Genomic DNA, 23414 nt, shown 5'->3' on the forward strand with positions numbered 1-23414 from the left:
CGGAGCCATGTGAGTTGGCGGCGTCCGCCATCGCTGTTTCCCGATGGCCATAAGCCGCTCCGCCGTTAAGCTTTTCTTGCCGCCGCGACGTTAGGGTGCGCCTCCAGGCAGGAGCAACGTCCAGGTGTCGCCCATCGTCACGGCCATTCTCGTGGCCAGCAATCTCGGGCTGATTTTTCTCTTGATGACCGTGCCGCTTGGTTTGCGCACGGTCCGGTCCAGCCGCATCGTGGCAATGGACCGACAGCGCCTGTGGCAGGCCCTGTGGCCACTTGGCAGCGATGCCGGCTGGTCCGGCGAGATCCTGTCGGCTCAGCCGCTGGACGAAGATGGCGTGGCCCGCATCATGCTGTCGTGGGAGGGCCGCGACGGCAAGCCGATAGAGCGCAGGGCGCGGTTCGAAGATGTCGTCGAGGGCAGCCGCTTCTCGATGCGGGTGATCGAGGATACCGCGCTCGATGGCTCGTTCTGGAAGGATTATGGCGAGACCGCCGAACTGGTTTCTCAGGGCAGCGGCACGCGCGTGACGCTCAGCCGAACCGACCGGTATCGCGGCGTCGCCTTCCTGGTGTTCCGTTACTTCGCCATGCGCCGCGAGTTGTCCAAATTGCAGCGTTGGGCAAGGACCGGGCAGTATCGCAAGGGCGGGTGGTTCGAGCATCCGCTGAGCCAGGTCGGCTTTGCCGTGCTGTCGGCATTGATGCTGTGGCCGTTCTTCGGCCTTCACCTCGGCGGGCTGGCGCTGGCCGCGATCCTGACGTCGGTGGTGGCACTGCACGAACTCGGCCACATGGCGGCGTTCCGGCTGACGGGCCATCGCAGGGCGCGGATGATCTTCATCCCGCTGCTTGGCGGCATCGCCATTGGCGGCCGGCCCTATAACAGCCGTTTCGAAGTGGCTTTCGTGGCATTGATGGGGGCGGGGTTCTCCGCCTTCCTGGTGCCGATCGTCATCGCCGCCAGCGTGCTTGCCGGTGGCGAAGGCCACAAGGCCGCAGCCGCGCTGCTGGCCGCTCTTGCAGGCTGCGTGGCCCTGTTCAACATCGCCAATCTGGTGCCGGTGTGGAAATTCGACGGTGGCCAGGTGCTGCGCCAGATCTGCCCGGGGCCGGTCGTCCTGGCGCTGGCGTCGTTCTCGCTGCTTTCGGCCTTTCTGGCGCTTGGCTGGCGGGCGGGTTTTTCGTCAGGTTTTCTGCTCGCGGCCGGCGCGGTCTTTTCGATCCTCAGCCTGCTCACCGTCGGCAGCGGGGTGAAGCCACGTCACGAACTGGAGCCGATCGGCACCGTCGACCGCTTCGTCATCGCAGGGGCCTTGCTGGCGGTGTTCGCCATCCATGGCTGCGGCGTGCTGTGGGCTTCCGCCCAACTGATCTAAGGTGTGTTGATATTCAGGTGATGCCGGCCTGCAAACGGTGGCTTCCTGCGCTTCCGGTGCTCACGTACTTCAAGTACGCTCCGCTCCGGTTCTCGGAACCCACAGTTTTCGGCTCGGCCTGACCTGAATCTCAATACACCTTAAGCAGTTCCCAGACCGACAGTGTCAGCCGGCCTTGCGCGAAGCTTCGGCGGGCAAGGCTGTGGCGGGACCGAATACGTCCTCGAAAGCGGATTTCAGCGCCAGGTCGAGATCGGCCATGGTCAGGGGCAGGCCGAGATCGACGAGGCTGGTGACGCCATGGTCCTGCACGCCGCAAGGAACAATGCCGCCGAAATGGGCGAGGTCCGGCTCGACATTGATGGCGATGCCATGAAAACTGACCCAGCGCCGCAGCCGGATGCCGATCGCCGCGATCTTGTCCTCGCCCAGTGAGCCGTCCGGCAGGGCAGGGCGATCGGGCCGCACCACCCAGACACCGACCCGGTCCTCGCGGCGTTCGCCCCGCACGTTGAAGGCGGCGAGCGTAACGATGATCCACTGTTCGAGCGCGGCGACGAAGGCGCGCACGTCCTCGCGACGGCGCTTGAGGTCGAGCATGACATAAGCAACCCGCTGGCCAGGCCCATGATAGGTGTATTCGCCGCCGCGTCCTGCCGCGAAGACCGGAAAGCGGTCAGGCTCGATCAGGTCCTCGATGCGGGCGCTGGTGCCGGCGGTGTAGAGCGGCGGATGCTCGACCAGCCAGACCATCTCGCCGGCGGCTCCGCTACGGATCGCCTCGGCGCGCGCCTCCATGAAGGCCAGCGCATCGGGATAGGCGGTAAGGCCAGGTTCGACCAGCCATTCGACCGGCGCCGAACCGGGCAAAGGCAGGAACGACGTGGCGATCTGGCTGCGTTCTGGCATGGCGTCTCTCTCGTCGCCTTCCATATGGCTATGTCGGGCGGAAACGTCCAGTTCGCCGTGCGCTTGGGCTCCAGCAAGGCAATTGAGTGCTTGCTCGTTCGATCCGCAGGCTGTGTCGCCAGGATGATTTGGTGCGGTCGAGAAGACTCGAACTTCCACGGGTTGCCCCACAGCGACCTCAACGCTGCGCGTCTACCAATTCCGCCACGACCGCACGTGGTAGAGCCGGAACCGACCGGCTCGCGGCGTGTAGCAAATCGTTTCCAGCGAAACAAGTGCGCCACGAGGATTTAATCGCTGAGAGTGGCTATAACGGATCAACCGCTTTGCACGCCCGAGACCAAGGCGGGCGGCGCATTACCGAGACCGCGTTGCCGCGTCTTGATTTCGCCCGACCCTGCGGCTAAGCCGCCTTCTTCGTCCGAGCCAGCGTATCGGCCACGACGTCGCCGAAGGACGACGGCGTCGGCACGATGATCACGCCTGCCTCTTTCAGGATCTCGACTTTTTCCTGCGCGGACTCGCCGAAGGCCGAGATGATGGCGCCGGCATGGCCCATGCGGCGGCCTTTCGGGGCGGAAAGTCCGGCGATATAGGCGATCAGCGGCTTCCTCATATTGTCGCGCGCCCAGATCGCGGCTTCGGCTTCCTGCGGTCCGCCGATCTCGCCGATCATCACCACGGCGTCGGTTTCGTCGTCCTGCTCGAACAGCTTCAGAACGTCCTTGAAGGAGGAGCCGTTGATCGGATCCCCGCCGATGCCGACGCTGGTCGAGACGCCGATACCGAGCGCCTTCATCTGCGAAGCGGCCTCGTAGCCCAGCGTTCCCGAGCGGCCGACGATGCCGACGCGGCCGGGAAGGTAGATCGAGCCGGGCATGATGCCCATCAGCGCCTGTCCCGGCGTGATGATGCCGGCGCAGTTCGGCCCGACCAGCCGCATGCGGTCCTCGAATCGGTAGCGGCGCATGTAGCGCTTGACCTGCATCATATCCTGCGAGGGGATGCCGTCGGTGATGCAGACGCAGAGCTTTATTCCCGCATCCGCCGCCTCCATGATCGAATCGGCGGCAAAGGGCGGCGGCACGAACACGATGCTGGCTTCGGCACGGGTTTCGCGCACCGCGCCCTTGACTGTGTTGAAGATCGGCAGGCCGAGATGCGTCTGGCCGCCTTTCCCCGGAGTGACGCCGCCGACGAGCTTGGTGCCGTAGCGCTTCATGTCCTCGGCATGGAAGCTGCCGATCTTGCCGGTGAAACCTTGCACGATGACGCGCGTGCTGCGATTGAGCAGGATTGCCATTTTTCTGTCCTCCCTCAGGCTGCTTTTTTCTTGGTGGCCGTGCGCCATGCGGCGACGGCTTTTTCGGCGGCTTCGGCGAGTGTGTCGGCGACGATCACCGCCTCGCCGGAATCGGCTAGGATCTTGCGTCCTTCCTCGGCCCTGGTGCCGGAAAGCCGCACCACCAGCGGCACGTTGACACCGACCTCGCGGATCGCCTTGATGACACCTTCGGCAACCCAGTCGCAACGGTTGATGCCGGCAAAGATGTTGACCAGGATCGTCTCGACATTCTTGTCGCCGAGCACGGCGCGGAAGGATTTCGCCACCCGCTCGGGCGAAGCGCCGCCGCCGATGTCGAGGAAGTTCGCCGGCTCGCCGCCGGCGATCTTGATCATGTCCATCGTCGCCATGGCGAGCCCGGCGCCATTGATGATGCAGCCGATATTGCCGTCGAGGCCGACATAGGAGAGGCCCCGGTCGCTGGCGAAGGTTTCGCGCGGGTCTTCCTGGCTCTTGTCGCGCAATTCGGAGATTTCCGGCCGCCGGAACAGCGCGTTCTCGTCAAACGACATCTTGGCGTCAAGCGCCACCAGGCTGCCGTCGCGGGTCACCACCAGCGGATTGATCTCCAGCATCGAGGCGTCGTAGTCGCGGAACACCTGATAGCAGCTGAAGATGGTCTCGGTCGCCTTGCCGATCAGGCTGTCCTCAAGCCCGAGCCCGAAGGCGATCTCGCGCGCCTGGAAGCGCTGCATGCCGACGCCCGGATCGACGGTGGCGCGGATGATGGAATCCGGCGCTCTTTCGGCGATCTCCTCGATCTCCATGCCGCCGGCGGCCGAGGCGACGATCATGACGCGCTCTTCCTTGCGGTCCAGCACGAAGCCGAGATAGAGCTCCTGCGCGATGTCGACGGCTTCCTCCAGATAGAGGCGCGAGATCAGCTTGCCGCGCGGGCCGGTCTGGTGGGTCACCAGCTTGCGCCCGAGCATGGCTTCGGCGGCGCTGGAAATCTCCTCGTCATTGGAGCAGACCTTGATGCCGCCGGCCTTGCCGCGCGCACCGGAATGAACCTGCGCCTTCAGCACCCATTTGCCGCCGCCGATCTCGCGCGCCCGGTAGGTCGCCTGCTCCGGGCTGTAGGCCAGGCCGCCGCGCGGCACATGCACCCCATGCCGGGCGAGCAGTTCCTTGGCTTGATATTCGTGGATGTCCATTTTTTCTCCTCCCCAGATCGTCAAAATGCCGCGACGCGCGGCCCTCGTTGGCTAATTGAGCTGGCCGGCGCGTTCGATGGCGTCGTTGACCACCAGCACGTTGCGCGCCATGCGCTCCGATGCGGCGTCGATCATCTTGCCATCGAGCGCCGCAGCACCCTTGCCCTGCGCCTCGGCTTCCTTCAGCACTTCGAGGATGCGGCGGGCGCGCGTGACTTCCTTCTCCGGCGGCGAGAACACGTCGTTGGCCAAGGCAATCTGCGAGGGATGGATCGCCCATTTGCCTTCGATGCCGAGCGCGGCGGCGCGCCTGGCGGCCGCCTTGTAGCCTTCCGGATCGGAGAAATCACCGAACGGCCCGTCGATGGCGCGCAACCCATAGGCGCGGCAGGCGACGGTCATCCGCGACAGGGCGAAATGCCACTGGTCGCCGGGATAGTCGGGATTGAGGCCGCCGATGTTGACGGTGCGCGCCTTGTTGCTGGCGGCATAGTCGGCAACGCCGAAATGCATCGCCTCCAGCCGGCCTGGCGTCGCGGCAATGGCCTCGACATTGGCCATGCCAAGCGCGGTCTCGATCAGCGCTTCCAGGCCGACACGGGTCTTGAAGCCCTTGGCCATCTCGATCTGGTTGACCATGGCCTCGACCATATAGAGATCGGCCGGCACGCCGACCTTCGGCACCAATATGGTGTCCAGCCGGTCGCCGGCCTGTTCCATCACGTCGACGACGTCGCGGTACATATAATGGGTGTCGAGGCCGTTGATGCGTACCGAAACGGTCTTGCCCTTGGCGCGCCAGTCGATGTCGTTGAGCGCCTGGATGATGTTCTTGCGGGCGCGTTCCTTGTCGGGCGGGGCGACGGCGTCCTCTATGTCGAGGAAGACGAAGTCGGCGGCGCTGTTGGCCGCCTTGTCGATCATCTCCGGGCTCGAGCCGGGAACCGCCAGCTCGCTGCGCTGCAGCCTGAGTTTCTTGAGGTGGTTGATGGTGTGGCTCATCTTCTCTCCCCTCAGGCGGCTTCGGCGACCGGCACCGCGGCCGAGGCGCGGAAATGCTGGATAGCGGCGCCGACGCCGGAGCCCGGCGCCAGTCGGACGCCGCAATCGAGCAGCGCCATTTCAGCCGATGACAGCGAGGCCAGCACCATCACCTCGTTCAGCCAGCCGAGATGGCCAATGCGGAAAACCTTGCCGAACACCTTGTTGAGGCCGCCGCCGAGCGACGTCTGGTAGGCCTCGTAGGCGCGCTTGACGACGTCGCCGCTGTCGATGCCTTCCGGCACGAGAATGGCGCTGACCGTGTCCGAATGCCATTTCGGCGCCTTGGCGCAGAGCTTCAGTCCCCAGGCGTCGACCGCCTTGCGCACGCCTTCGGCCAACCGATGGTGACGGGCGAAGATGGCGTCCAGCCCTTCTTCGGCGATCAGGTCGAGCGAGGCGCGCAGGCCGCGCAGCAATTGCGTCGCAGGCGTATAGGGGAAATAACCGGCGTCGTTGGCGCGGATCATGTCCTCGAAGGAGAAGAAGCAGCGCCGGTGGGTTGCGGTTCTGGAAGCGACGAGCGCCTTCTTGCTGACCGAGAGGAAGCCGAGGCCGGCCGGCAGCATGAAGCCCTTCTGCGAGCCGCTGACGGCGCAGTCGACGCCCCATTCCTCCTGGCGGAAGTCGATCGAGCCGATCGACGAGACGCCGTCGACGAAGAGGAGCGCTGGGTGGTTCGCATCGTCGAGCGCCGCGCGGCAGCCTGCGACATCGCTGGTGACGCCAGTCGCCGTCTCGTTCTGGGTGCAGAAGACCGCCTTGATGCGGTGTGTCTTGTCCGCCTTCAGCCGCTCCGCATAGAGGTCCAGCGGCACGCCGGTTCCCCATTCACAGTCGATCATGTCGACCTCGAAGCCGAGCCGCTCGGCCATGTCGACCCACAGATGCGAGAACTGGCCGAAGCGCGACATCAGCACGCGGTCGCCGGGGCTGAGCACATTGGTCATCGCCGCTTCCCAGGCGCCGGTGCCGGAGGACGGATAGATGAAGACGCGGCCAGTCTCGTTCTTGAAGACTTTTTTGATGTCCTCGAACAGCGGCAGGGTGAGGTCGGGGAAGGTGGCCGCGCGCATGTCCTCCATCGGCAGGTTCATCGCCTGCCGCACCTGTTCGGGAATGTTTGTGGGTCCGGGGATGAAGAGATGAGTGAACCCAGCCATGCGCGAACTCCTCCGATCGTTTTGGATTATGGGAGGAAGTGTCGCGTCGGAAAGGCCGGCCAACAACACCTTGCCGGGTAAGTTCTTGGCCCGTGCGGGTGGCGTGCTCCTACCCGGTTGGCCTACCCGATAGGCGACTTGGGGCTTCGACGCTTCTCGCTCGAATAGAGCGCGACCGCCATGGCGCGGTTGCGGACGTCCAGCTTGTCGTAGAGATTCTTGAGATGGTATTTCACCGTATTCTCGGAGATGCCGGTCCGGGTCGCGATCTGCAAATTGGTCCAGCCGTCGGACAGCACCGCCAGCAGTTCACGCTCGCGCACGGTAAGCCGGGACAGAGGCGTGTCGTTGACCTTGTTGATGTCGATATAGGGGATGCAGATGCGGCCATGGGCGACTGCCAGGATCGTGTCGAAGATGATGGCGGGATCGTCGAACTGGAAGCAGTAGCCCTGAGCCCCCAGGCGCACGCATTGTTTCAGGATGCCGATGTCATGGTCGTTTGAAAAAACCGCGATGCGAACGTTGAGCTTGCTGTCCTGGACCTCGGCCAGGACGTCCGCGCCGTCCATGTCGGAGAGCTTCCAGCCGATCACGGCGACATCGAACTCCCGCACCGTTGCCAGCTCCAGGAAATGCCTGCCGCTTTGTACCGAGGCCAGAAGTTCGAAGCGCCCGTCGCATTCCAGCATTTCGCGCAGAGCCGATATGACGAGCGGATTGCGTTCGGCCACGACCACGCGAACGCGCCGCTCCTCGATTGCCTTGTTTTCTGTCCGAGACCTGATCTTCAAGGGCTTCCGGCTTTTTTGTTGCGGCCTGGCGGGTCCAGCCGATGCCTGGACCTGCATCATGACAATTCTGCCGCAATGGTGCAGGGGTGCTCTTTCCCCAGCGACATCAGCTGTCGCGCCGCAGGAAGCCGAAGGGCGCCCTTCTTTCGATGAAATCGAGAGTCCGTGCGCCCATGATAGCACGCATCGGCGAAGCCCCGACGTGAGCGGGCAAGCATGCGTTTGACCTGAAATTCCCGTGCGTTGGAAGAAGATGTTGCGAAGTTGAGGCGTTCCGGATCGCCATCGCTTTGTATGGGCGCCGGATCCGAAAACCGGTTTCCACTTTGCGGAATCATGGTCTAGACCTGATTTGCACCTTTTCCGGGATTCTGATGGCGGGAGGCGCTGGTGGAAGGCCAGGACGAACGGACGACCGGCGCCGGGGCCGCCGACGAGCACCACGCCGACATTTATGGCGAGGACGGTGCCGTCCTTTCGTCCTTCCTTGCCCAGATCGGCGCCGCGATCGCCGACCGCGACACGCTGACCCTCAAGCGGGAAGTCGACGACCTGCATCAGTCGGAACTTGGCGATCTCATCGAGGCGCTGCACCCCGAACAGCGGCTTGCCCTGGTCGAGCTGCTGGGCGCCGACTTCGACTTCTCCGCGCTGACCGAGGTCGACGAGGCGATCCGCATGGATATCGTCGATCACCTGCCCAATGCGCAGATCGCGCAGGCGGTACAGGAACTCGATTCCGACGATGCCGTCTACATCCTCGAAGATCTCGAACCGGAAGACCAGGACGAGATCCTGTCGCAGCTGCCGTTCACCGAGCGGATCAGGCTGCGCCGTTCGCTCGACTACCCGGAAGAGACCGCCGGGCGGCGTATGCAGACCGAGTTCGTCGCGGTGCCGCCCTTCTGGACCATCGGCCAGACCATCGACTACATGCGCGAGGACAAGAACCTTCCCGAGCGCTTCAGCCAGATCTTCGTCATCGATCCGACCTTCAAGTTGTTGGGAGCCATCGATCTCGACCAGATCCTGCGCACCAAGCGCGCGGTCAAGGTCGAGGAAGTCATGCATGAAACGCGGCACGCCATTCCCGCAACCATGGACCAGGAAGAGGCGGCGCGGGAATTCGAACAATACGACCTTTTGTCGGCCGCCGTCGTCGACGAGAACGAGCGGCTGGTCGGCGTGCTGACCATCGACGACGTCGTCGACGTCATCCAGCAGGAAGCGGAGGAAGACCTGCTGCGCATGGGCGGCGTCGGCGACGAAGAACTCTCCGACAGCATCCTGTCGACCTCGCGCTCCCGCGTTCCCTGGCTGCTCGTCAATCTGCTGACGGCATTTCTGGCGGCATCGGTGATCGGCCTGTTCGACCACACGATCGAGCGGATCGTGGCGCTCGCCGTGCTGATGCCGATCGTGGCCGGCATGGGCGGCAATGCCGGTTCGCAGACCATGACCGTCACCGTGCGGGCGCTGGCGACCAGGGATCTCGACATCTACAACGCCGCCCGCATCATCCGCCGCGAGGTGGGTGTGGGCTTCATCAACGGCATCGTCTTTGCCGTTTTGATCGGCATCGTCGCCGCCGCCTGGTTTCGCGATCCCAATCTCGGCGGGATCATAGGAGCCGCCATGATCATCAACATGTTCGCGGCAGCACTTGCCGGCATCCTCATTCCGCTGTTGCTCGACCGGTTCAAGATCGACCCAGCCGTGGCGTCGGCGGTTTTCGTCACCACCGTCACCGACTGCGTCGGCTTTTTCGCTTTCCTCGGCCTGGCAAGCTGGTGGTTCGGCGTCAGGTGAGCGGTCTCAATTGACTTTTACGTAAATGCCGTGCGAGGCTCGCGCTGGGTGCCGCGTCGATTCCGATGTGGCAAGGGTTTGGTTCGGGACGGAGGGCGCCGCATGGCGAATGCCCGGGCTTCCGGCGTGGAGTGACAATGCGGGAATATTATTCGATCACCGAACTGACCCGCGAATTCGACGTGTCGACGCGGACGCTGCGTTTCTACGAAGACGAGGGACTGGTGCAGCCGGTGCGGCGCGGCCGCACGCGGCTGTTTCGCCCATCCGATCGCCATCTCATCCGGCAGATCATGCGCGGAAAACGGCTCGGTTTCTCGATCAACGAGATCCGCGAGATCATCCAGATGTACAAGGAGCCGCCAGGCGAGGTCGGGCAGCTCAAGCTGATGATCAAGCGCATCGAGGAAAAACGCGAGGATCTCCGGCAAAAGCGCCGCGACCTCGAGGAGACGCTGGCCGAACTCGACCAGGCCGAAGAGTCTTGCGTCGAGCGGCTCGTCGAGCTCGGCGTCAACACGTAACCCTGCTCAAATCCAGCGCCGCACCCGTTTGGAATAATCCCGGTATTTCTTGCCGAATTTCGCCGCCAGTATCTTTTCCTCGCCCTCGATCGCGACCTTCTGGGTGATGAAGGCGGCGACGAAGGCAAGCAGGAAGAACCAGGCGATGCCGGAGACGAAGGCAACGCCGATCAGCATCAGCGTCAACGCCAGGTAGATCGGATTGCGGGTGACGCCGAATGGGCCCGAGGTGACCAGGTGGTCCGGCAGGGCGGTGGGGCTGAGCGTGGTCTTGGCGCGCATCATGATGCGGACCGCGGTGAACCAGAGCGCGGCGGCGGCGAACAGTGCCACCCAGCCTGCGGCAAACAGGATGTCGCCCAGCAGGTCGCCAATCCAAGGCAGGGGATAGAGCATGCCGAGGATGATGCTGACGGCGATTGCGGCGGCGTAGATCACTGGCGGCCACGGTACTACCCCAGGCTTCGGCTTCGGCTCGATCATTGTGTCCCTCCCTCCGTCATCTTGTCGTCGGTCTTGGCGGTGCACGTTGCGGCAAGATCGGACAGATGCGCCCTGAAGTCCGCAGTCTGGTCGTTGTTGTAGAGCCTATCAAGAGAAGCTTCGCCTTCGAGCGTCTCGAGCATGCAGCCGCAATAGCTCGAACAGAAGGTTGCGTTGCGCATCTGCTCGCATGAGCGCTGGCAGGTTTTCAGGAAATTGACCCGCGGGGGGTCGATCTGGGCCGGCATCACTTGCGAGAACAGCCAGACGCAACCGATCAGCAGCGGCTGGTGGATCAGGTAGAAGGCCAGGCTGTGGCGGCCGATGAAGACCAGCGGATTGGCCCAGCGGCCGGGCACGAGGCTCGCCAGGCGGGCCCGTATGCCGGAAGCGGAAGCGAGTTTCGCCGCCCCGAGGCCGAGAAGCACGGCGCCGAACCATGGAAACAGCGGCACGTAGTCGTTGGAGCGCGGATTGATTGCCGACAGGCCTATCCACCACAGCCAGGGGTGATCGAGGGCCTCGAAGCGCAGGTAGACGGGCGCCGCGATGACGAGCGCGGCGACGACAAGCGTCAGCAGCGCCGGCAGGCGCAGGAAGGCGAGGCCAAGCAGGCTGGCGAGCGCGATCTCGTGCAGGATGCCGAAGAAGATGAATCCGTCGGGCGTGGCGATGCGGGTGATGACCGAGATGGCGACCGCGGCACCTGCGATCATGGCGAACCGCTTCCAGAAGCCGTTCCAGCGGATTTGTCGGCCATGGGCGAGATAGAGGCTGACCCCGACCAGGAACAGGAAGGTCGAGGCGATGCAGCGAGCGTAGATCTTCCACCAGCCGAAAGCGGTGAGACCGGGATCGGTGTAGCCGAAGAATTCCAGGTCCCAGGTGAAATGGTAGCTCGCCATCGCGATCAGCGCGAAGCCGCGCAAGATATCGATGGCGACGATGCGCTTCGATGGCTCCGGAACGGGTGCGGTCGGCGTTTGGATGCTCATGGTCTCGCGATCTGATTCAGCCCCTGCAAGACGACTATCACGGTTGCACCGGATAGAAGAAGACCGGTCGCCCGGGCCGGACCGCGCGGCGGAGGCCGCGCCAGCCACCGGGTTGGGCCAGCGCGGGAAAGCCTTTGACCGGCTTCGCTTTTTGCCGGATATGCGTCGGTTTCCTCTTAATGGGCCTGAAATGTCCACGGCAGATTTGACGCCGCGATTCTGCTTTGGGGAAGCAATGTCCACCCATGTTCGCCATCCGATCTGGCTTCCGGCCCTCAAGGCCGCGGACGCGCGCACCTTCGCCTCGCTCTACGCGGTCGAATCCTTCGCCCGCGCCATGGTGTCGAGCGTCATCCCGATCCAGGCCTACGAGATTCTCCACAATGAGCAGATCGTCTCGATCCTCTACACCGTCGTGTCCATGATCGGCCTGTCGGTGACCTTGTTCATGCCGATGCTGATCCGCCGCTTTGCACGGCGCTGGGTCTACACGGCAGGCGCCTGCCTACTCGCCATCGGCTCGCTGTTCTTCGTCACCCATACGCTCGCCGGGCAACTGGCCGGCATGCTGTGCCGCGTCATGGGCGCCAGCGCGCTGTCGATCACGCTCAACCTCTACATCATGGACCACATCCGCAAGACCGACTTCATGCAGGCCGAGTCGCTGCGCATGGCGTGGTCGATGGTTGCGTGGACCTGCGGGCCGACGCTCGGCATCTTCCTCTATGCGCATTTCGGCATTTATGCCGCGCATGGCGCGGTGGCGGTTTTCGCCATGGCCTTGCTGGCGCTGTTCTGGTTCTATCGGCTCAGCGACAACACCTCCATCCAGCCGGGCAGGACGCGGCCGGCCAATCCGCTCGCCAATATCGGGCGCTTCGTCGCTCAGCCGAGGCTCCGGCTCGCCTGGCTGATCGCCTTTGGCCGCTCCTGCTTCTGGACGACGTTCTTCGTCTATGGACCGCTCTTCATGGTCATCACCGGCGAGGGCGAACTGGCCGGCGGCCTGCTGGTCTCGGCCGGCAACGCGTTGCTGTTCATGGCGATCTTCTGGGGCAAGGCGGGGAAACGCTTCGGCGGCCGTAGGACCATGACTTTTGCCTATTTCGCCATGTCGGCGGCGCTGCTCGCCGCGGGCACGGTCGGAGCGGCAGCGCCCTTGCTGACCGGCGCCTTCCTATTGTGCGGCGCCTTCTTCACCATCGCGCTCGATGCACTGGGCTCAACCGCCTTCATGCGCTCAGTGCGCTCCTATGAGCGCGCGCAGATGGCGGCGGTCTACCGCACCTATCTCGACTTTTCCGAACTGACGCCACCGCTGGTCTATTCGGTGGTGCTGGCCTTCTTCGGGTTGGGATCGGTGTTCGTCACGCTCGGCCTGCTGGCCGCGTTTTGCGGTTTCATGACGTGGCGATATCTGCCGAAATCCCTCTAGAATCAGGGCAAAACCGCTGCGTGGCGCTCGCGCACCCAGTTGTGAAAGCGGTGCAAGTCATACTCCTCGGGCATCAGCACGCCGGCTGTATGGCGCATCGAGCGCAGGCCCCTCTGGTTGACCTCGCAAATCGCTGCATCCTCCTCCAGTACCTGTGTGCCGAAGGCGATGATGTTGTCGATATCGGTCTCGGCGAGCGCCTCGGGCGCGAACAGCCACTCCGCGACAAGCTCCGTCTGTTCGGGACCGAGCGGCACCAGCCGGACAGTCCTGACATAGTCGACATGGCCGACGATGAACATCGAAGGCAAGCTGGTGGCGTAGGTCTGGCCGGCGATGCGTTCGGCTGGCGTCAGGTCCGGGAAGACCGGCCCATGCGTCTGGCCGTCGCGCGACCATGTCTCAGCCCCGGCGCGCAGGCCGCCGGAAAATTCCGGCGCGTCATTGTCGGCGTGGCGGAGCCATTCGGGATCGTCATGCCGGCTCATCAGGCCGCGGCCATAGATCGGCACCAGCCGCGACAGGTCCTTGTGGACGCCCGGGCAGTGCAGGCACTCGTTGAAGTTTTCCCAAAAGATTTTCCAGTTGCAGTTCATCACCTTGCGCAGCACATGGCCTGACACTAACGATTCGAGCGGCCAGTTGCCGAGGTTGCCGGAAGCGGGATCGAAGGAGGATTGCGCCGAGCCGGCAGCATCTTCGGCAAGATTGACGAAGACGAAGCCTCGCCACACCGAAAGGGCGACGCGATAAAGCGGGTGATCGGCCTTGTCGAAGCCGTCAGGCAGCGACTTCGATGGCACGCGCACAAGGTCGCCGCGCAGCGAATAGGACCAGGCGTGGTAGGGGCAGGTTATCAGCCGTGCTTTCAGCCGGCCCTCACTCTCCTGGCAAAGCTGCGAGCCGCGATGCCGGCACGTGTTGTGGAAGGCGCGCAACGCGCCGGTCTCGTCGCGCAGCACGATGATGTCCTGCGTGCCGATACGGAATCGGCGGAAGGCCAGAGGCTGGGGAAGGTCGGCCTCGCGGCAGACGAGCAGCCAGCTTCTGTACCAGATGGCGTCGAGATCACGCTGATAGTTCTCATGGTCCCAATATGCCGATGAGGGCAGCGTCGGCTCGGTTCGGGTCAGGCCGTTATAGGGATCGCGCTCGCTGGCATTGGGCTGCATGGCTGGCTTCCTGTGAGGGTTGCCAGCCGACACCCGGCCAGGAAGTTTGTCAATCAGGACGGGATGGGAGCAGCCTTGCCGATGCGACGCTCCTGCGCTGCCGGCTGTCGGAATTTGGTTTGCCGGGCGCGGCGAATTTCCCTATAGTCACCAACGTCGTCGGTTCCTTTTTTGGGAGCCAAGAGGGAATGCGGTGCGGGCGAGGTTTCGCCCAATGCCGTGGCTGCCCCCGCAACTGTGTGCGGTAGTCCTCTCCATATGCCACTGAAGGTTTTCCTTCGGGAAGGTGGGGAAGGGCGCTTATCCGCGAGCCAGGAGACCTGCCGGCGACAGGAAACAGACTTCGATGCCCTCGGGTGGAGGGCGAAAGGACAAGACATGACTACCGCTTCCGTCTCCCTCGGCGCCTCGGTCTCCTCGCAGTCGCGCTTCATGCAACTCGCGCTCGCGGCGCTGCTCGGCATCTTCGTCGTCGGCTTTGTCGGCTTCTCGCATATCGATGCGGTCCACAATGCTGCCCACGACTATCGCCACTCGATGGCGTTTCCCTGCCACTGACGAGGACCTGACATCATGAATCTGTTTCGCAACGTCGTGTTCGTCGCGGCGATCGCAGGGCTCGTGGCCGGCGTCGTCCTCGCCTGCATGCAGGCCTACGCGACCGTGCCGCTGATCCTCAAGGCGGAAGTCTACGAAAAGGCCGGCGGCGGCCATCACCATGACCACGCGGCCGCACCGGCGGCTAGCAACGACGCCATGAAAGCGGTGCCCCCCGCCGGAAATGCGATGAGTTCTGCCGCGCCAGCACCCGCCGATGCCATGGCGCCGGCGGAGGATGAAGGCTGGGCGCCGGCCGACGGTTTCGAGCGTTTCGCCTTCAGCGTGGTTGCCAATATCGTCACCGGCATAGGCTTCGCGCTGGTCCTGGTCGCGGTTTCCGAGTTTGCCGGCGGCGTCGGCAACTGGCGCCAGGGCGTGTTCTGGGGACTGGCCGGCTTTGCCGTGTTCACGCTGGCGCCAGGCCTCGGCCTGCAGCCGGAACTTCCGGCGATGCCGGCGGCCGATCTGCTTCCGCGCCAGATCTGGTGGACGGCAACGGCGGCGGCGACCGCTATGGGCCTCGGCCTGATCGTGTTTCGCAGATCGCTGCCGCTGACCATCCTCGCCGTCTTGCTGATCGTTGCCCCGCATATGGTCGGCGCGCCGCAGCCCGACAGTTTCGAGACACCGATCCCGGAAGGACTGCACCATCAGTTCGTGGTGGCGGTGACGCTGACCAATCTGGTGTTCTGGCTGGTGCTCGGCGCAGTCGTGGGTGTGGTGCGCGGGCGCTTCACCGGCACGGCGACCAGTCTGCGCGACAGTTTTGCCTGATCGCGGCAAGCTGACCTTGATTATCGGTGGTGCGCGCTCTGGCAAGAGCGCGCACGCCGAAACCCTGGTGACGGCATTGCCCTCGCCATGGGCCTATATTGCCACGGCGCAAGCCTATGACGACGAGATGCGTGAGCGCATCGCGCTGCACCGCTCGCGGCGCGGCGAGGGCTGGTTGACCATCGATGCGCCTCTCGACCTTGCCGAAGCGCTGGAGGCGTTGCCGGATGATCAGCCGGTGCTTATCGACTGCCTGACGCTATGGTTGACCAATCATATGCTGGCCGATCACGACGTGGAGGCGGAGTGCCGACGGCTGGCCGACGTGCTGTCGCGGCCGCGCGGGCCGTGGTTCGTGGTGTCGAACGAGGTCGGGCAAGGCATCGTGCCCGACAACGCACTGGCGCGCAGGTTTCGCGACGATGCCGGCCGGCTCAACCAGCGGGTCGCAGCGGTTGCCAACGCGGTGCTGCTGATGGTGGCGGGGCTACCGTTCAAGGTGAAGTGAAATGACTGATATCGACGACAAGGATGAAGAACGCCATCGCGCCAAGATGGCCAAGCGCAAGGCGGTGCAGGACGCCGAGGTTGCCGGCAAGACGATCGAGAAGGGGTTGCTGATCGTCAACACCGGTCCCGGCAAGGGCAAGACCACAGCCGCCTTCGGGCTGGCGCTGCGGATGCTCGGTTACGGCAAGCGCGTCGGCGTTGTCCAGTTCATCAAAGGCAAATGGCACACCGGCGAGAAGGATGCCTTTGCCGCCTTTGGCGACCGCGTCGTCTGGCATGCGATGGGCGAGGGCTTCACCTGGGAGACGCAGGACCTGAAGCGCGACATCGCCGCTGCCGAGGCTGCCTGGGCCAAGGCTGTCGAGTTGATCGCCGATCCGTCGATCAGCCTCGTCGTGCTCGACGAGCTCAACATCGCGTTGCGCTACGAATATCTCGATCTCAACAAGGTGGTCGCCGCGCTGAAGGACCGGCGCGAAGGCCTGCATGTCGTCGTCACCGGCCGCAACGCCAAGCCAGCGCTGGTTGAGGCAGCGGATCTGGTCACCGAGATGGGCGTGACCAAGCATCATTTCTCGGCCGGCGTGAAAGCGCAGCAGGGGATAGAGTTTTAGAACACCAGAACAGCGGTCACCGCGACTAGGCCGAACAAGCCGATCAGCAGGAAATCGGCGACACGGTAGAGTTTCAGCGCGCGCCTTATATCGCCGCTGTCGACATCGCGGCGGCCGCCTTCGCCCATGAAGACGTCGTCGACCACGAGGCCGCCATAGCTGCGTGGCCCGGCGAGCGCCAGACCAAGCGCGCCGGCCATGGCCGCTTCCGGCCAGCCGGCATTGGGCGAGCGGTGTTTTTTCGCGTCGCGCCGTACCGCTTTCCAGGCGCCGTGAGGGTCGGCATCCTCGACCAGGAAGGAAGCGAGCACGATCAGCAGCGCCGTCAGCCGCGACGCCGGCAGGTTGATCCAATCGTCGAAGCGCGCCGCTGCCCAGCCGAAGGCCTCGTGGCGCGGGGTGCGGTGGCCGATCATCGAATCTGCAGTATTGGCCGCCTTGTATGCAGCGCCACCGGCCAGCCCGCCCACGCCGGTCCAGAAAGCGGGGGCGACGATGCCATCGGAAAAATTCTCAGCCAGGCTTTCGATCGCGGCACGGCAGACGCCGGCGCGGTCCAGCGTTTCGGGATCACGGCCGACGATCCGCGAGACGGCGGCTCGGCCCATGTCGAGGCCTCCACTGTCGAGCGCGTCGGCGACGGCTTCGACATGTTCATGCAGGCTCTTCTGCGACAGAAGCGATGTTGCCAGAAGGACGGCAATGATCCACCCCAAGGGGACGAACCAGAGCAGAACAAGCTGCACGCAAAGACCTGTTACCGCTGGCACCAGCACGATGACCAAAAGCGCCTGGACACCACGTTGACGACGCAGCGCGTCGGGATCAGTAGCGCGGTTGAGCCTCAGGTCGAGAAAGGATATCAGCCTGCCGAACCACGTCACCGGATGGCCGATGGCGCGAAACAGCCAGTCGGGATAACCCAGAGCGAATTCGACAACCAATGACAGGAAAGCGATCAGGACTGACATGAAGCTTCTTGAAGGAGCGGTGGACCATGGTGGAAGTCTTGGCCGGGCCAGGGCGCTTTTCCCCAATGCCGTGCTGCCTTTCGTCGACCTCTCGACCGGTATCAATCCGCACTCCTACCCGCTTTTCGACCTGCCCGCCACCTCCCTGTGGCGATTGCCGGAGGCCGCGCGCGGGCGCGAACTGACAGCGATTGCAGCCAACACCTATGGGGCGCCTTCCGCAGGAAACGTCGTGTCGGCGCCGGGTACGCAAATTCTGTTGCCGCGCGTCGCGTCGCTGGTGAAGCCCGGCAAGGCATTGGTGCTGGGGCCGACCTATGCCGAACACGCCCGGGCGGCAGCGATTGCCGGGCATGAGGTGGTCGAGGCCCGTGATTTCGCGGCGCTGGCCGACGCTGACCTCGCCATCATCGTCAATCCGAACAATCCGGATGGGCGCGTCATCGAACGCGACCGGCTGCTGATGCTGGCTGCAGGACTTCGCGCCAAGGGGGCGCTGCTGGTCGTCGACGAGGCGTTCATGGATGTCGGCCCACGCCAACACAGCCTCGCCGGCGATGTCGCCCAGGGCGGTATCGTCGTGCTGCGTTCCTTCGGCAAGTTCTTTGGTCTGGCCGGCCTGCGGCTTGGGTTCGCGCTTGCCGACGCGCCGACGGCTGAACGGCTGGAGACGCAATTCGGGCCGTGGGCCGTCGCCGGACCGGCACTGGAATACGGCATCCGCGCGCTCGCCGATCTCGACTGGCAGGACGCGATGCGGGCGTCGCTGGCGGATGCGGCCGCACGGCTTGATGCGCTGTTCGGCCGTTTCGGCGTTCCCGTCGCGGGGGGCACCACATTGTTCCGCTATCTCAGCCTGCCCGATGCCGGCGGCTTGTTTTCCGCGCTTGGCGAGAGCGGCATCCTGCTCCGGCATTTCTCCAACCGGCCGCATGTCCTGCGCGCCGGCCTGCCGGGAAGCGAGGAGGAATGGCGCAGGCTCGAATCGGCTCTTGCCGATTGGGAGTCGCGGCGCGAGGATCGGCCGAAAGGTCCGAAACAATGATCCATGTCTGTTCGCTGGCGAAGATCGAGGAAACGGTGGCCAGGACCGGCGCCGACCGCATGCTGTCGCTGCTCGCCGCCGGCACCGAGGTGGTGTGTCCGGCCTCGATCCGTAGGGAGAACCACCTGCATCTGGTCATGCACGACATCGCGGTGGCGCAGGAGGGCATGACCATGCCGGGCGAGGAGCATGTGCGCAACCTGCTCGATTTCGCGCGCCGCTGGGACCGTGCGAAGCCGATGCTGGTGCACTGCTATGCCGGCATCAGCCGCTCGACCGCCTCGGCCTATATAATCACCGCGGCACTGGCGCCTACACGCAATGAGCTGGAACTGGCGCAGACGTTGCGCGCGCTGTCGCCTTCCGCGACGCCCAATCCGCGGCTGATCGCGGTGGCCGATACGCTGCTCGGGCGCAATGGCCGCATGATCGAGGCGATCGAGTCGATCGGGCGCGGCGCCGACGCCTTCGAAGGCACGCCCTTCGCCCTCAAGATCGACGGTTAGCTATTTCAGCCACTCGGCGAGCTTTGCCTTGCGCACATCCCGGACCAGGCTGATGAAGCCGTCGGCCTGATATTCCGCGGTCAATCGGCCTTTCTCGGCTGTGGCGATGCTGGCGTCACCGACGACGCCGTTCGGGTTGAGATCCCCAGCGATCCAGGCAAAGGCATGCGTGCCGGTCTGGCGCAGCAGCGCGAATTCCTTCTCGGCCTCGGCGACGTTGGAAACGAAATTGTCGGCCTTGCCCATGTCGACGAGATCTGGCCGGAAATGCAGCATCAGCGACGTCTCGACATCGCCGCCATGGATGCCGTGGCGGTCCTCGAGCTCGGTGTACATGCCGGCCGGGCGGCCAAAGCGCTGCCAGCTGGTCTTCACCGCCAGCAACTTTTCGCGCACGCGCAGTTCGCGCGTGACGATGCCCATGATCTCTTCATTGCCGCCATGCGAATTGACGACGATGAGCTTGCGCACGCCGGCTCGTGCGATCGACAGGCCAAGCTCGGTCCACGCCTCGATCAGCGTCGTTGCCGGCAAGGTCAGTGTGCCCGGCGCTTGCAGATGCTCGTTGGACTTGCCCACCGCCTGGACCGGCAGGATGCGGATGTCGAGGTCCCCGGGCAGGCGCGAAATCACCGTGTCGAGCATGCCGTTCATGATCGAGGTGTCGGTCGAGACGGGCAGATGCGGCCCATGCTGCTCGATCGCAGCCACCGGCAGCACAGCTATCGTCGACTCGGGATCGATCGAGGCATATTCGGTTGTCCGGTAATCGCCCCACCAGACGCGTCTTTTTGCTACGGTCATGTCATGCCTCTTCAAATGATCGGGGCAGACCTAGCGCGGTGTGGCCGGCCTGTCGATCACCCGGCCGCGATTGCTTCGACCTCGACCTTGAATTCGGGCCGGGCAAAGCCGGAAACGATCATCAGCGTCGAGGCCGGCGCTGGGCTCGAAAACAGGCGGTCGCGGACCTCCATATAGGGCGGCAGATGCGCGCGGTCGGTGACGTAAGCGTTGATGCGAACGATGTCCGGCAATCCCAGCCCGGCCTCGCCCAGGACCGCGGCGATGTTCCTGAAGCAGAGTTCGGCCTGCGCGCCGGCGTCTTCCGGTATCTCGTCCTCCGCCGTGATGGCGACCTGGCCCGAACACAGCACCAGCCGCTTGCCGGCCGGCACCTCGACGCCGTGGCTGTACCGGGCAAAGGGCGGCTTGATCGACTTCGGGGTGAGGAACTTGAACATGGCATTCTCCTGGGTATCGCCAGCCTAGGGCCGGATGCATTGCACCATCAAGATGGCGGTGCATGTCGCCGGCACGATTGTGGACAGGCGTTCAAAAAATAGGCACGATGCCCTCGGTGCAGCACGACCTTTCCGGCTTTCGCAGACGGCTGTGGTGCAGGCGGGCGGGTCCCGGCGCGCGACGCCGGTGGCATGTGTCTTGCTTCTCGAATCTTTGGTGTCAAGCATGGCGCGCAGCGCGCCGGTGCAAATAAAGGGTGGTGTCAATGTATGTGAGACAGAAGATTTCGGTCGCGGTGGTGGCCCTGCTTGCGGCCAGCACACTGGGTGCGGCAGCGAATGAAAAAGTCACTTTCGGCACCAACTGGCTCGCCGAGCCGGAACATGGCGGCTATTACCAGGCCGTGGCGGATGGCACCTATGCCGCCTGCGGTCTCGACGTCACCATCATGCAGGGCGGCCCTCAGGTCAGCGGCCGGCCGATGCTCCTGGCCGGCAAGATCGATTTTTACATGGGCGGCAATTTGCTGTCGGCCTTCGATGCCGTCCAGCAAGGCATTCCGATGCGCGTGGTGGCGGCGGACTTCCAGAAGGATCCGCAGGTCATCATGTCCCACCCCGGCGAGGGGTTGGACAAATGGGAAGACCTGAAGAACGCCGACCAGTACATTCTGGGCGACGAAGGCGCGCAGACCTTCTTCCAGTGGATGGTGATCGAACTCGGTTTCGACGCTTCAAAGCGCGTGCCCTACACCTACAATACCGCTCCTTTCATCGCCAACAAGAAGTCGATCCAGCAGGGCTACGTCACCTCGGAGCCGTTCGCGGTCAAGAAGGAAGGCGGCTTCGTGCCGAACCAGTTCCTGCTCGCCGACTATGGCTGGGACACCTATTCGACCACGATCGAGGTAATGCAGAACACGATCGACAAGAAGCCCGAGGTGGTCCAGTGCTTCGTCGATGGCTCGGCCAAGGGCTGGTACAAGTACCTCTACGGCGACAACAAGGCCGCCAACGACATGATCAAGAAAGACAATCCTGACATGAGCGACGAGCAGATCGCCTTCTCGATCGAGCAGATGAAGAAGTTCGGCCTTGCCGATTCCGGCGACACCGAGAAGCTCGGCATCGGCGCCATGACCGATGCGCGGATCAAGAGTTTCTACGACAAGATGGTCAAGGCCAAGGTCACGCCCGCAGGCATCGACATCACGAAAGCCTACACGCTGGCCTTCATCAACAAGGGTGTCGGGCTCGAGCTGAAGAAATAGGCCGGTCCGGCATGATTCGGGAACAGGTGGCGCAAGCGACGGCAGGCATATCGAACGCCGCGCCGGCCTTGCTGGCGCTGCGTGGCGTCGGCAAGGTTTTCTCCAACGGCGTGACGGCGCTCAGCGATGTCGACCTGACGATCCGGGAAGGCGATTTCCTCAGCCTGCTTGGGCCGTCGGGCTGCGGCAAATCGACGGCGCTGCGGCTGATTGCAGGCCTGTCGACGCCGACATCGGGCGTGCTCGATTGGCGCGGCGGCGGCTCGCTCGACCGCTCCAATATCGGTTTTGTTTTCCAAGAGCCGACGCTGCTGCCCTGGGCCAGCGTCTTCGACAATGTCTGGCTGCCGCTCAGGCTGAAAGGCATTTCCCGCGCCAAGGCCGCACCGGCGATAACGGAGATGCTGGCGCGAGTTCACCTCACCGGTTTCGAGAACGCGGTGCCGCGCGAACTGTCGGGCGGCATGAAGATGCGCGTTTCGATCGCGCGCGCCATGGTGACCAAGCCGCGCGTGCTGTTGATGGACGAACCATTTGCCGCGCTCGACGAGATCACCCGCTTCAAGCTCAACAACGACCTGCTGGAACTGTGGCAGGAGGAGCGTTTCACCGTTGTCTTCGTCACCCACAGCGTGTTCGAAAGTGTCTTTCTGTCCAACCGCGTCGTCGTCATGGCGGCGCGGCCGGGCAGGGTGTTCGACGAACTCGCGATCGAGGCCTCCTATCCGCGCGACGAGGCGTTTCGCACCTCGCCGGATTATGCAGCCCTTTGCCGGCAAGCCTCGGACGTGCTGGTCAACGCCATCAATTCAACGGCGGGTTCGCACCATGACGGTCATTGACGGCACGTTGAAACTCGACCCCGAGGAAGCGCGCCGCGTGCGCCAGGAGCGGCTCGAGCGGATCGGCCGCTGGGTGCTGCCGCTGGCGATCATGATCCTGGCCATCTGGCTGTGGGATCGTATCTGCGTCTGGAACGAGATTCCGCAGTATATCCTGCCGCGGCCCGGCGTGGTGCTGTCGACGCTTGATAACGATGCCGGCCTGCTGTTCTCTTCACTGCTGGTCACCTTGCGCATCACCTTCCTCAGTCTGCTCCTCGCGGTTGTCGGCGGCGTCGGCCTAGCGGTCTTGTTCGCGCAGTCGAAGTGGGTGGAGATGTCGTTCTTCCCCTTCGCCATTGTGTTGCAGGTGACGCCGATCGTGGCGATCTTTCCGCTGATCAACATCTATGTCGACAATCAGACGACCAAGCTTCTGCTCTGCGCCTGGATCGTCGCCTTCTTTCCGATCCTGTCCAACACCACGCTCGGCCTCAACTCCGTCGACCGCAATCTGCGCGACCTGTTCAAGCTCAACGGCGCGACGCGCTGGCAGCAGCTGCGCTATCTCAGGCTGCCGGCGGCGATGCCGTATTTCCTCGGCGGGCTGAAGATCGCCGGCGGCCTGTCGCTGATCGGCGCCGTGGTGGCCGAGTTCGTCGCCGGCGCCACCGGCCAGTCGTCCGGGCTCGCCTCGCGCATCATCGAGGCCGGCTACCGGCTGAATGCGCCTAGGCTTTTCGCGGCGCTGTTTTTGATTTCGCTCACCGGCATCCTGATCTTCCTCGTGCTGTCGCTGATTTCGCATCTCATTCTGCGGCGCTGGCACGAGAGCGCGCTGAAGCAGGAGCGGTAG

25 protein-coding genes, 1 tRNA gene and 1 riboswitch are annotated in these 23414 nt (G+C 64.1%); of the genes, 13 read left to right on the top strand and 13 right to left on the bottom strand.

The genetic code is table 11. The annotated features are described in order from the left end of the window. Positions 1-124 precede the first annotated feature (124 nt). Entirely contained in the window at positions 125-1375 is a 1251-nt protein-coding gene (locus C7I87_RS16945) for a site-2 protease family protein (RefSeq protein WP_149905278.1), read from the top strand. A 165-nt stretch (positions 1376-1540) separates the two neighbouring features. Here the strand turns inward: C7I87_RS16945 and lipB are convergent, their stop codons facing one another. From lipB to C7I87_RS16980, 7 genes are all read right to left on the bottom strand, one after another. Further along, positions 1541-2284, bottom strand: coding sequence for a lipoyl(octanoyl) transferase LipB (lipB, locus tag C7I87_RS16950; protein WP_149905279.1), 744 nt, complete (start codon positions 2282-2284; stop codon positions 1541-1543). A 129-nt stretch (positions 2285-2413) separates the two neighbouring features. After that, positions 2414-2498, bottom strand: a tRNA-Leu gene (locus tag C7I87_RS16955). Between the two features lie 189 nt (positions 2499-2687). Further along, complete coding sequence (gene sucD, locus C7I87_RS16960; RefSeq protein WP_149905280.1) at positions 2688-3587, bottom strand: succinate--CoA ligase subunit alpha; 900 nt, start codon at positions 3585-3587, stop codon at positions 2688-2690. Positions 3588-3601: 14 nt separating this feature from the next. Then, complete coding sequence (locus C7I87_RS16965; protein ID WP_149905281.1) at positions 3602-4786, bottom strand: malate--CoA ligase subunit beta; 1185 nt, start codon at positions 4784-4786, stop codon at positions 3602-3604. A gap of 51 nt (positions 4787-4837) precedes the next feature. Next, the gene (locus C7I87_RS16970) at positions 4838-5788 is read right to left on the bottom strand and encodes an HpcH/HpaI aldolase/citrate lyase family protein (protein WP_149905282.1); all 951 of its coding nucleotides are present in this window, start codon (positions 5786-5788) and stop codon (positions 4838-4840) included. 11 nt (positions 5789-5799) lie between these two features. Further along, a complete protein-coding gene (locus C7I87_RS16975; protein WP_149905283.1) occupies positions 5800-6990 on the bottom strand; it encodes an aminotransferase class V-fold PLP-dependent enzyme in 1191 nt (396 codons plus the stop codon). 122 nt (positions 6991-7112) lie between these two features. Further along, complete coding sequence (locus C7I87_RS16980; RefSeq protein WP_149905284.1) at positions 7113-7784, bottom strand: LuxR C-terminal-related transcriptional regulator; 672 nt, start codon at positions 7782-7784, stop codon at positions 7113-7115. A gap of 390 nt (positions 7785-8174) precedes the next feature. Here C7I87_RS16980 and mgtE point away from each other — a divergent pair, with 390 nt between their 5' ends. Continuing rightward, entirely contained in the window at positions 8175-9593 is a 1419-nt protein-coding gene (gene mgtE, locus C7I87_RS16985) for a magnesium transporter (RefSeq protein ID WP_149905285.1), read from the top strand. 137 nt (positions 9594-9730) lie between these two features. After that, positions 9731-10117 (top strand): MerR family transcriptional regulator, encoded by a 387-nt coding sequence (locus C7I87_RS16990; protein ID WP_006203215.1) that lies wholly within the window; start codon positions 9731-9733, stop codon positions 10115-10117. A gap of 6 nt (positions 10118-10123) precedes the next feature. On the opposite strand, the gene C7I87_RS16995 is transcribed toward C7I87_RS16990, so the two are convergent. Beyond that, positions 10124-10600, bottom strand: a complete 477-nt coding sequence (locus C7I87_RS16995) for a methyltransferase family protein (protein WP_149905286.1) — start codon at positions 10598-10600, stop codon at positions 10124-10126. After that, entirely contained in the window at positions 10597-11595 is a 999-nt protein-coding gene (locus C7I87_RS17000; RefSeq protein ID WP_149905287.1) for a heparan-alpha-glucosaminide N-acetyltransferase, read from the bottom strand. Before C7I87_RS17000 ends, C7I87_RS16995 begins: the two co-directional genes overlap by 4 nt. A 235-nt stretch (positions 11596-11830) precedes the next feature. Between C7I87_RS17000 and C7I87_RS17005 the strand changes: the two genes are divergently transcribed. Then, positions 11831-13030, top strand: a complete 1200-nt coding sequence (locus tag C7I87_RS17005; protein WP_149905288.1) for an MFS transporter — start codon at positions 11831-11833, stop codon at positions 13028-13030. A 2-nt stretch (positions 13031-13032) separates the two neighbouring features. Here the strand turns inward: C7I87_RS17005 and C7I87_RS17010 are convergent, their stop codons facing one another. After that, a complete protein-coding gene (locus tag C7I87_RS17010; RefSeq protein ID WP_149905289.1) occupies positions 13033-14202 on the bottom strand; it encodes an aromatic ring-hydroxylating oxygenase subunit alpha in 1170 nt (389 codons plus the stop codon). Positions 14203-14345: 143 nt separating this feature from the next. Then, positions 14346-14545, top strand: a riboswitch (cobalamin riboswitch). Positions 14546-14580: 35 nt separating this feature from the next. Here C7I87_RS17010 and C7I87_RS17015 point away from each other — a divergent pair. Genes C7I87_RS17015 through cobO form a run of 4 tightly spaced genes read left to right on the top strand, consistent with a single transcriptional unit; the run spans position 14581 to position 16700 of the window. Beyond that, positions 14581-14760, top strand: coding sequence for a CbtB domain-containing protein (locus C7I87_RS17015; protein WP_015317373.1), 180 nt, complete (start codon positions 14581-14583; stop codon positions 14758-14760). A 15-nt stretch (positions 14761-14775) separates the two neighbouring features. Continuing rightward, the gene (locus tag C7I87_RS17020) at positions 14776-15576 is read left to right on the top strand and encodes a CbtA family protein (RefSeq protein ID WP_149905290.1); all 801 of its coding nucleotides are present in this window, start codon (positions 14776-14778) and stop codon (positions 15574-15576) included. Then, entirely contained in the window at positions 15569-16084 is a 516-nt protein-coding gene (cobU, locus tag C7I87_RS17025) for a bifunctional adenosylcobinamide kinase/adenosylcobinamide-phosphate guanylyltransferase (protein WP_149905291.1), read from the top strand. The genes C7I87_RS17020 and cobU overlap by 8 nt, the downstream gene beginning before the upstream one ends. A gap of 1 nt (position 16085) precedes the next feature. After that, positions 16086-16700 carry a cob(I)yrinic acid a,c-diamide adenosyltransferase gene (cobO, locus tag C7I87_RS17030; protein ID WP_149905292.1) on the top strand — a complete coding sequence of 205 codons (615 nt, stop codon included), beginning with the start codon at positions 16086-16088 and terminating at the stop codon, positions 16698-16700. On the opposite strand, the gene cbiB is transcribed toward cobO, so the two are convergent. Beyond that, entirely contained in the window at positions 16697-17671 is a 975-nt protein-coding gene (gene cbiB, locus C7I87_RS17035) for an adenosylcobinamide-phosphate synthase CbiB (RefSeq protein WP_149905293.1), read from the bottom strand. The genes cobO and cbiB overlap by 4 nt on opposite strands. On the opposite strand from cbiB, the gene cobD reads away from it, so the two are divergent. Together cobD and C7I87_RS17045 are read left to right on the top strand one after the other, a co-directional pair. Further along, positions 17670-18716, top strand: a complete 1047-nt coding sequence (cobD, locus tag C7I87_RS17040) for a threonine-phosphate decarboxylase CobD (RefSeq protein ID WP_149905294.1) — start codon at positions 17670-17672, stop codon at positions 18714-18716. The genes cbiB and cobD overlap by 2 nt on opposite strands. Continuing rightward, a complete protein-coding gene (locus tag C7I87_RS17045; protein WP_149905295.1) occupies positions 18713-19222 on the top strand; it encodes a tyrosine phosphatase family protein in 510 nt (169 codons plus the stop codon). Before cobD ends, C7I87_RS17045 begins: the two co-directional genes overlap by 4 nt. Here the strand turns inward: C7I87_RS17045 and C7I87_RS17050 are convergent, their stop codons facing one another. Together C7I87_RS17050 and C7I87_RS17055 are read right to left on the bottom strand one after the other, a co-directional pair. Continuing rightward, positions 19223-20026, bottom strand: a complete 804-nt coding sequence (locus tag C7I87_RS17050; RefSeq protein ID WP_149905296.1) for a creatininase family protein — start codon at positions 20024-20026, stop codon at positions 19223-19225. Positions 20027-20082: 56 nt separating this feature from the next. Continuing rightward, positions 20083-20466 carry a RidA family protein gene (locus C7I87_RS17055; protein WP_149905297.1) on the bottom strand — a complete coding sequence of 128 codons (384 nt, stop codon included), beginning with the start codon at positions 20464-20466 and terminating at the stop codon, positions 20083-20085. 266 nt (positions 20467-20732) lie between these two features. Between C7I87_RS17055 and C7I87_RS17060 the strand changes: the two genes are divergently transcribed. Genes C7I87_RS17060 through C7I87_RS17070 form a run of 3 tightly spaced genes read left to right on the top strand, consistent with a single transcriptional unit; the run spans position 20733 to position 23414 of the window. Next, positions 20733-21737, top strand: a complete 1005-nt coding sequence (locus C7I87_RS17060) for an ABC transporter substrate-binding protein (protein WP_149905298.1) — start codon at positions 20733-20735, stop codon at positions 21735-21737. Between the two features lie 11 nt (positions 21738-21748). Further along, a complete protein-coding gene (locus tag C7I87_RS17065; protein WP_149905299.1) occupies positions 21749-22579 on the top strand; it encodes an ABC transporter ATP-binding protein in 831 nt (276 codons plus the stop codon). Beyond that, entirely contained in the window at positions 22566-23414 is an 849-nt protein-coding gene (locus C7I87_RS17070) for an ABC transporter permease (protein ID WP_149905300.1), read from the top strand. The genes C7I87_RS17065 and C7I87_RS17070 overlap by 14 nt, the downstream gene beginning before the upstream one ends.

This window comes from Mesorhizobium sp. SARCC-RB16n (genome assembly GCF_008520305.1).
In the GTDB taxonomy this organism is placed as follows: Bacteria; Pseudomonadota; Alphaproteobacteria; order Rhizobiales; family Rhizobiaceae; genus Mesorhizobium.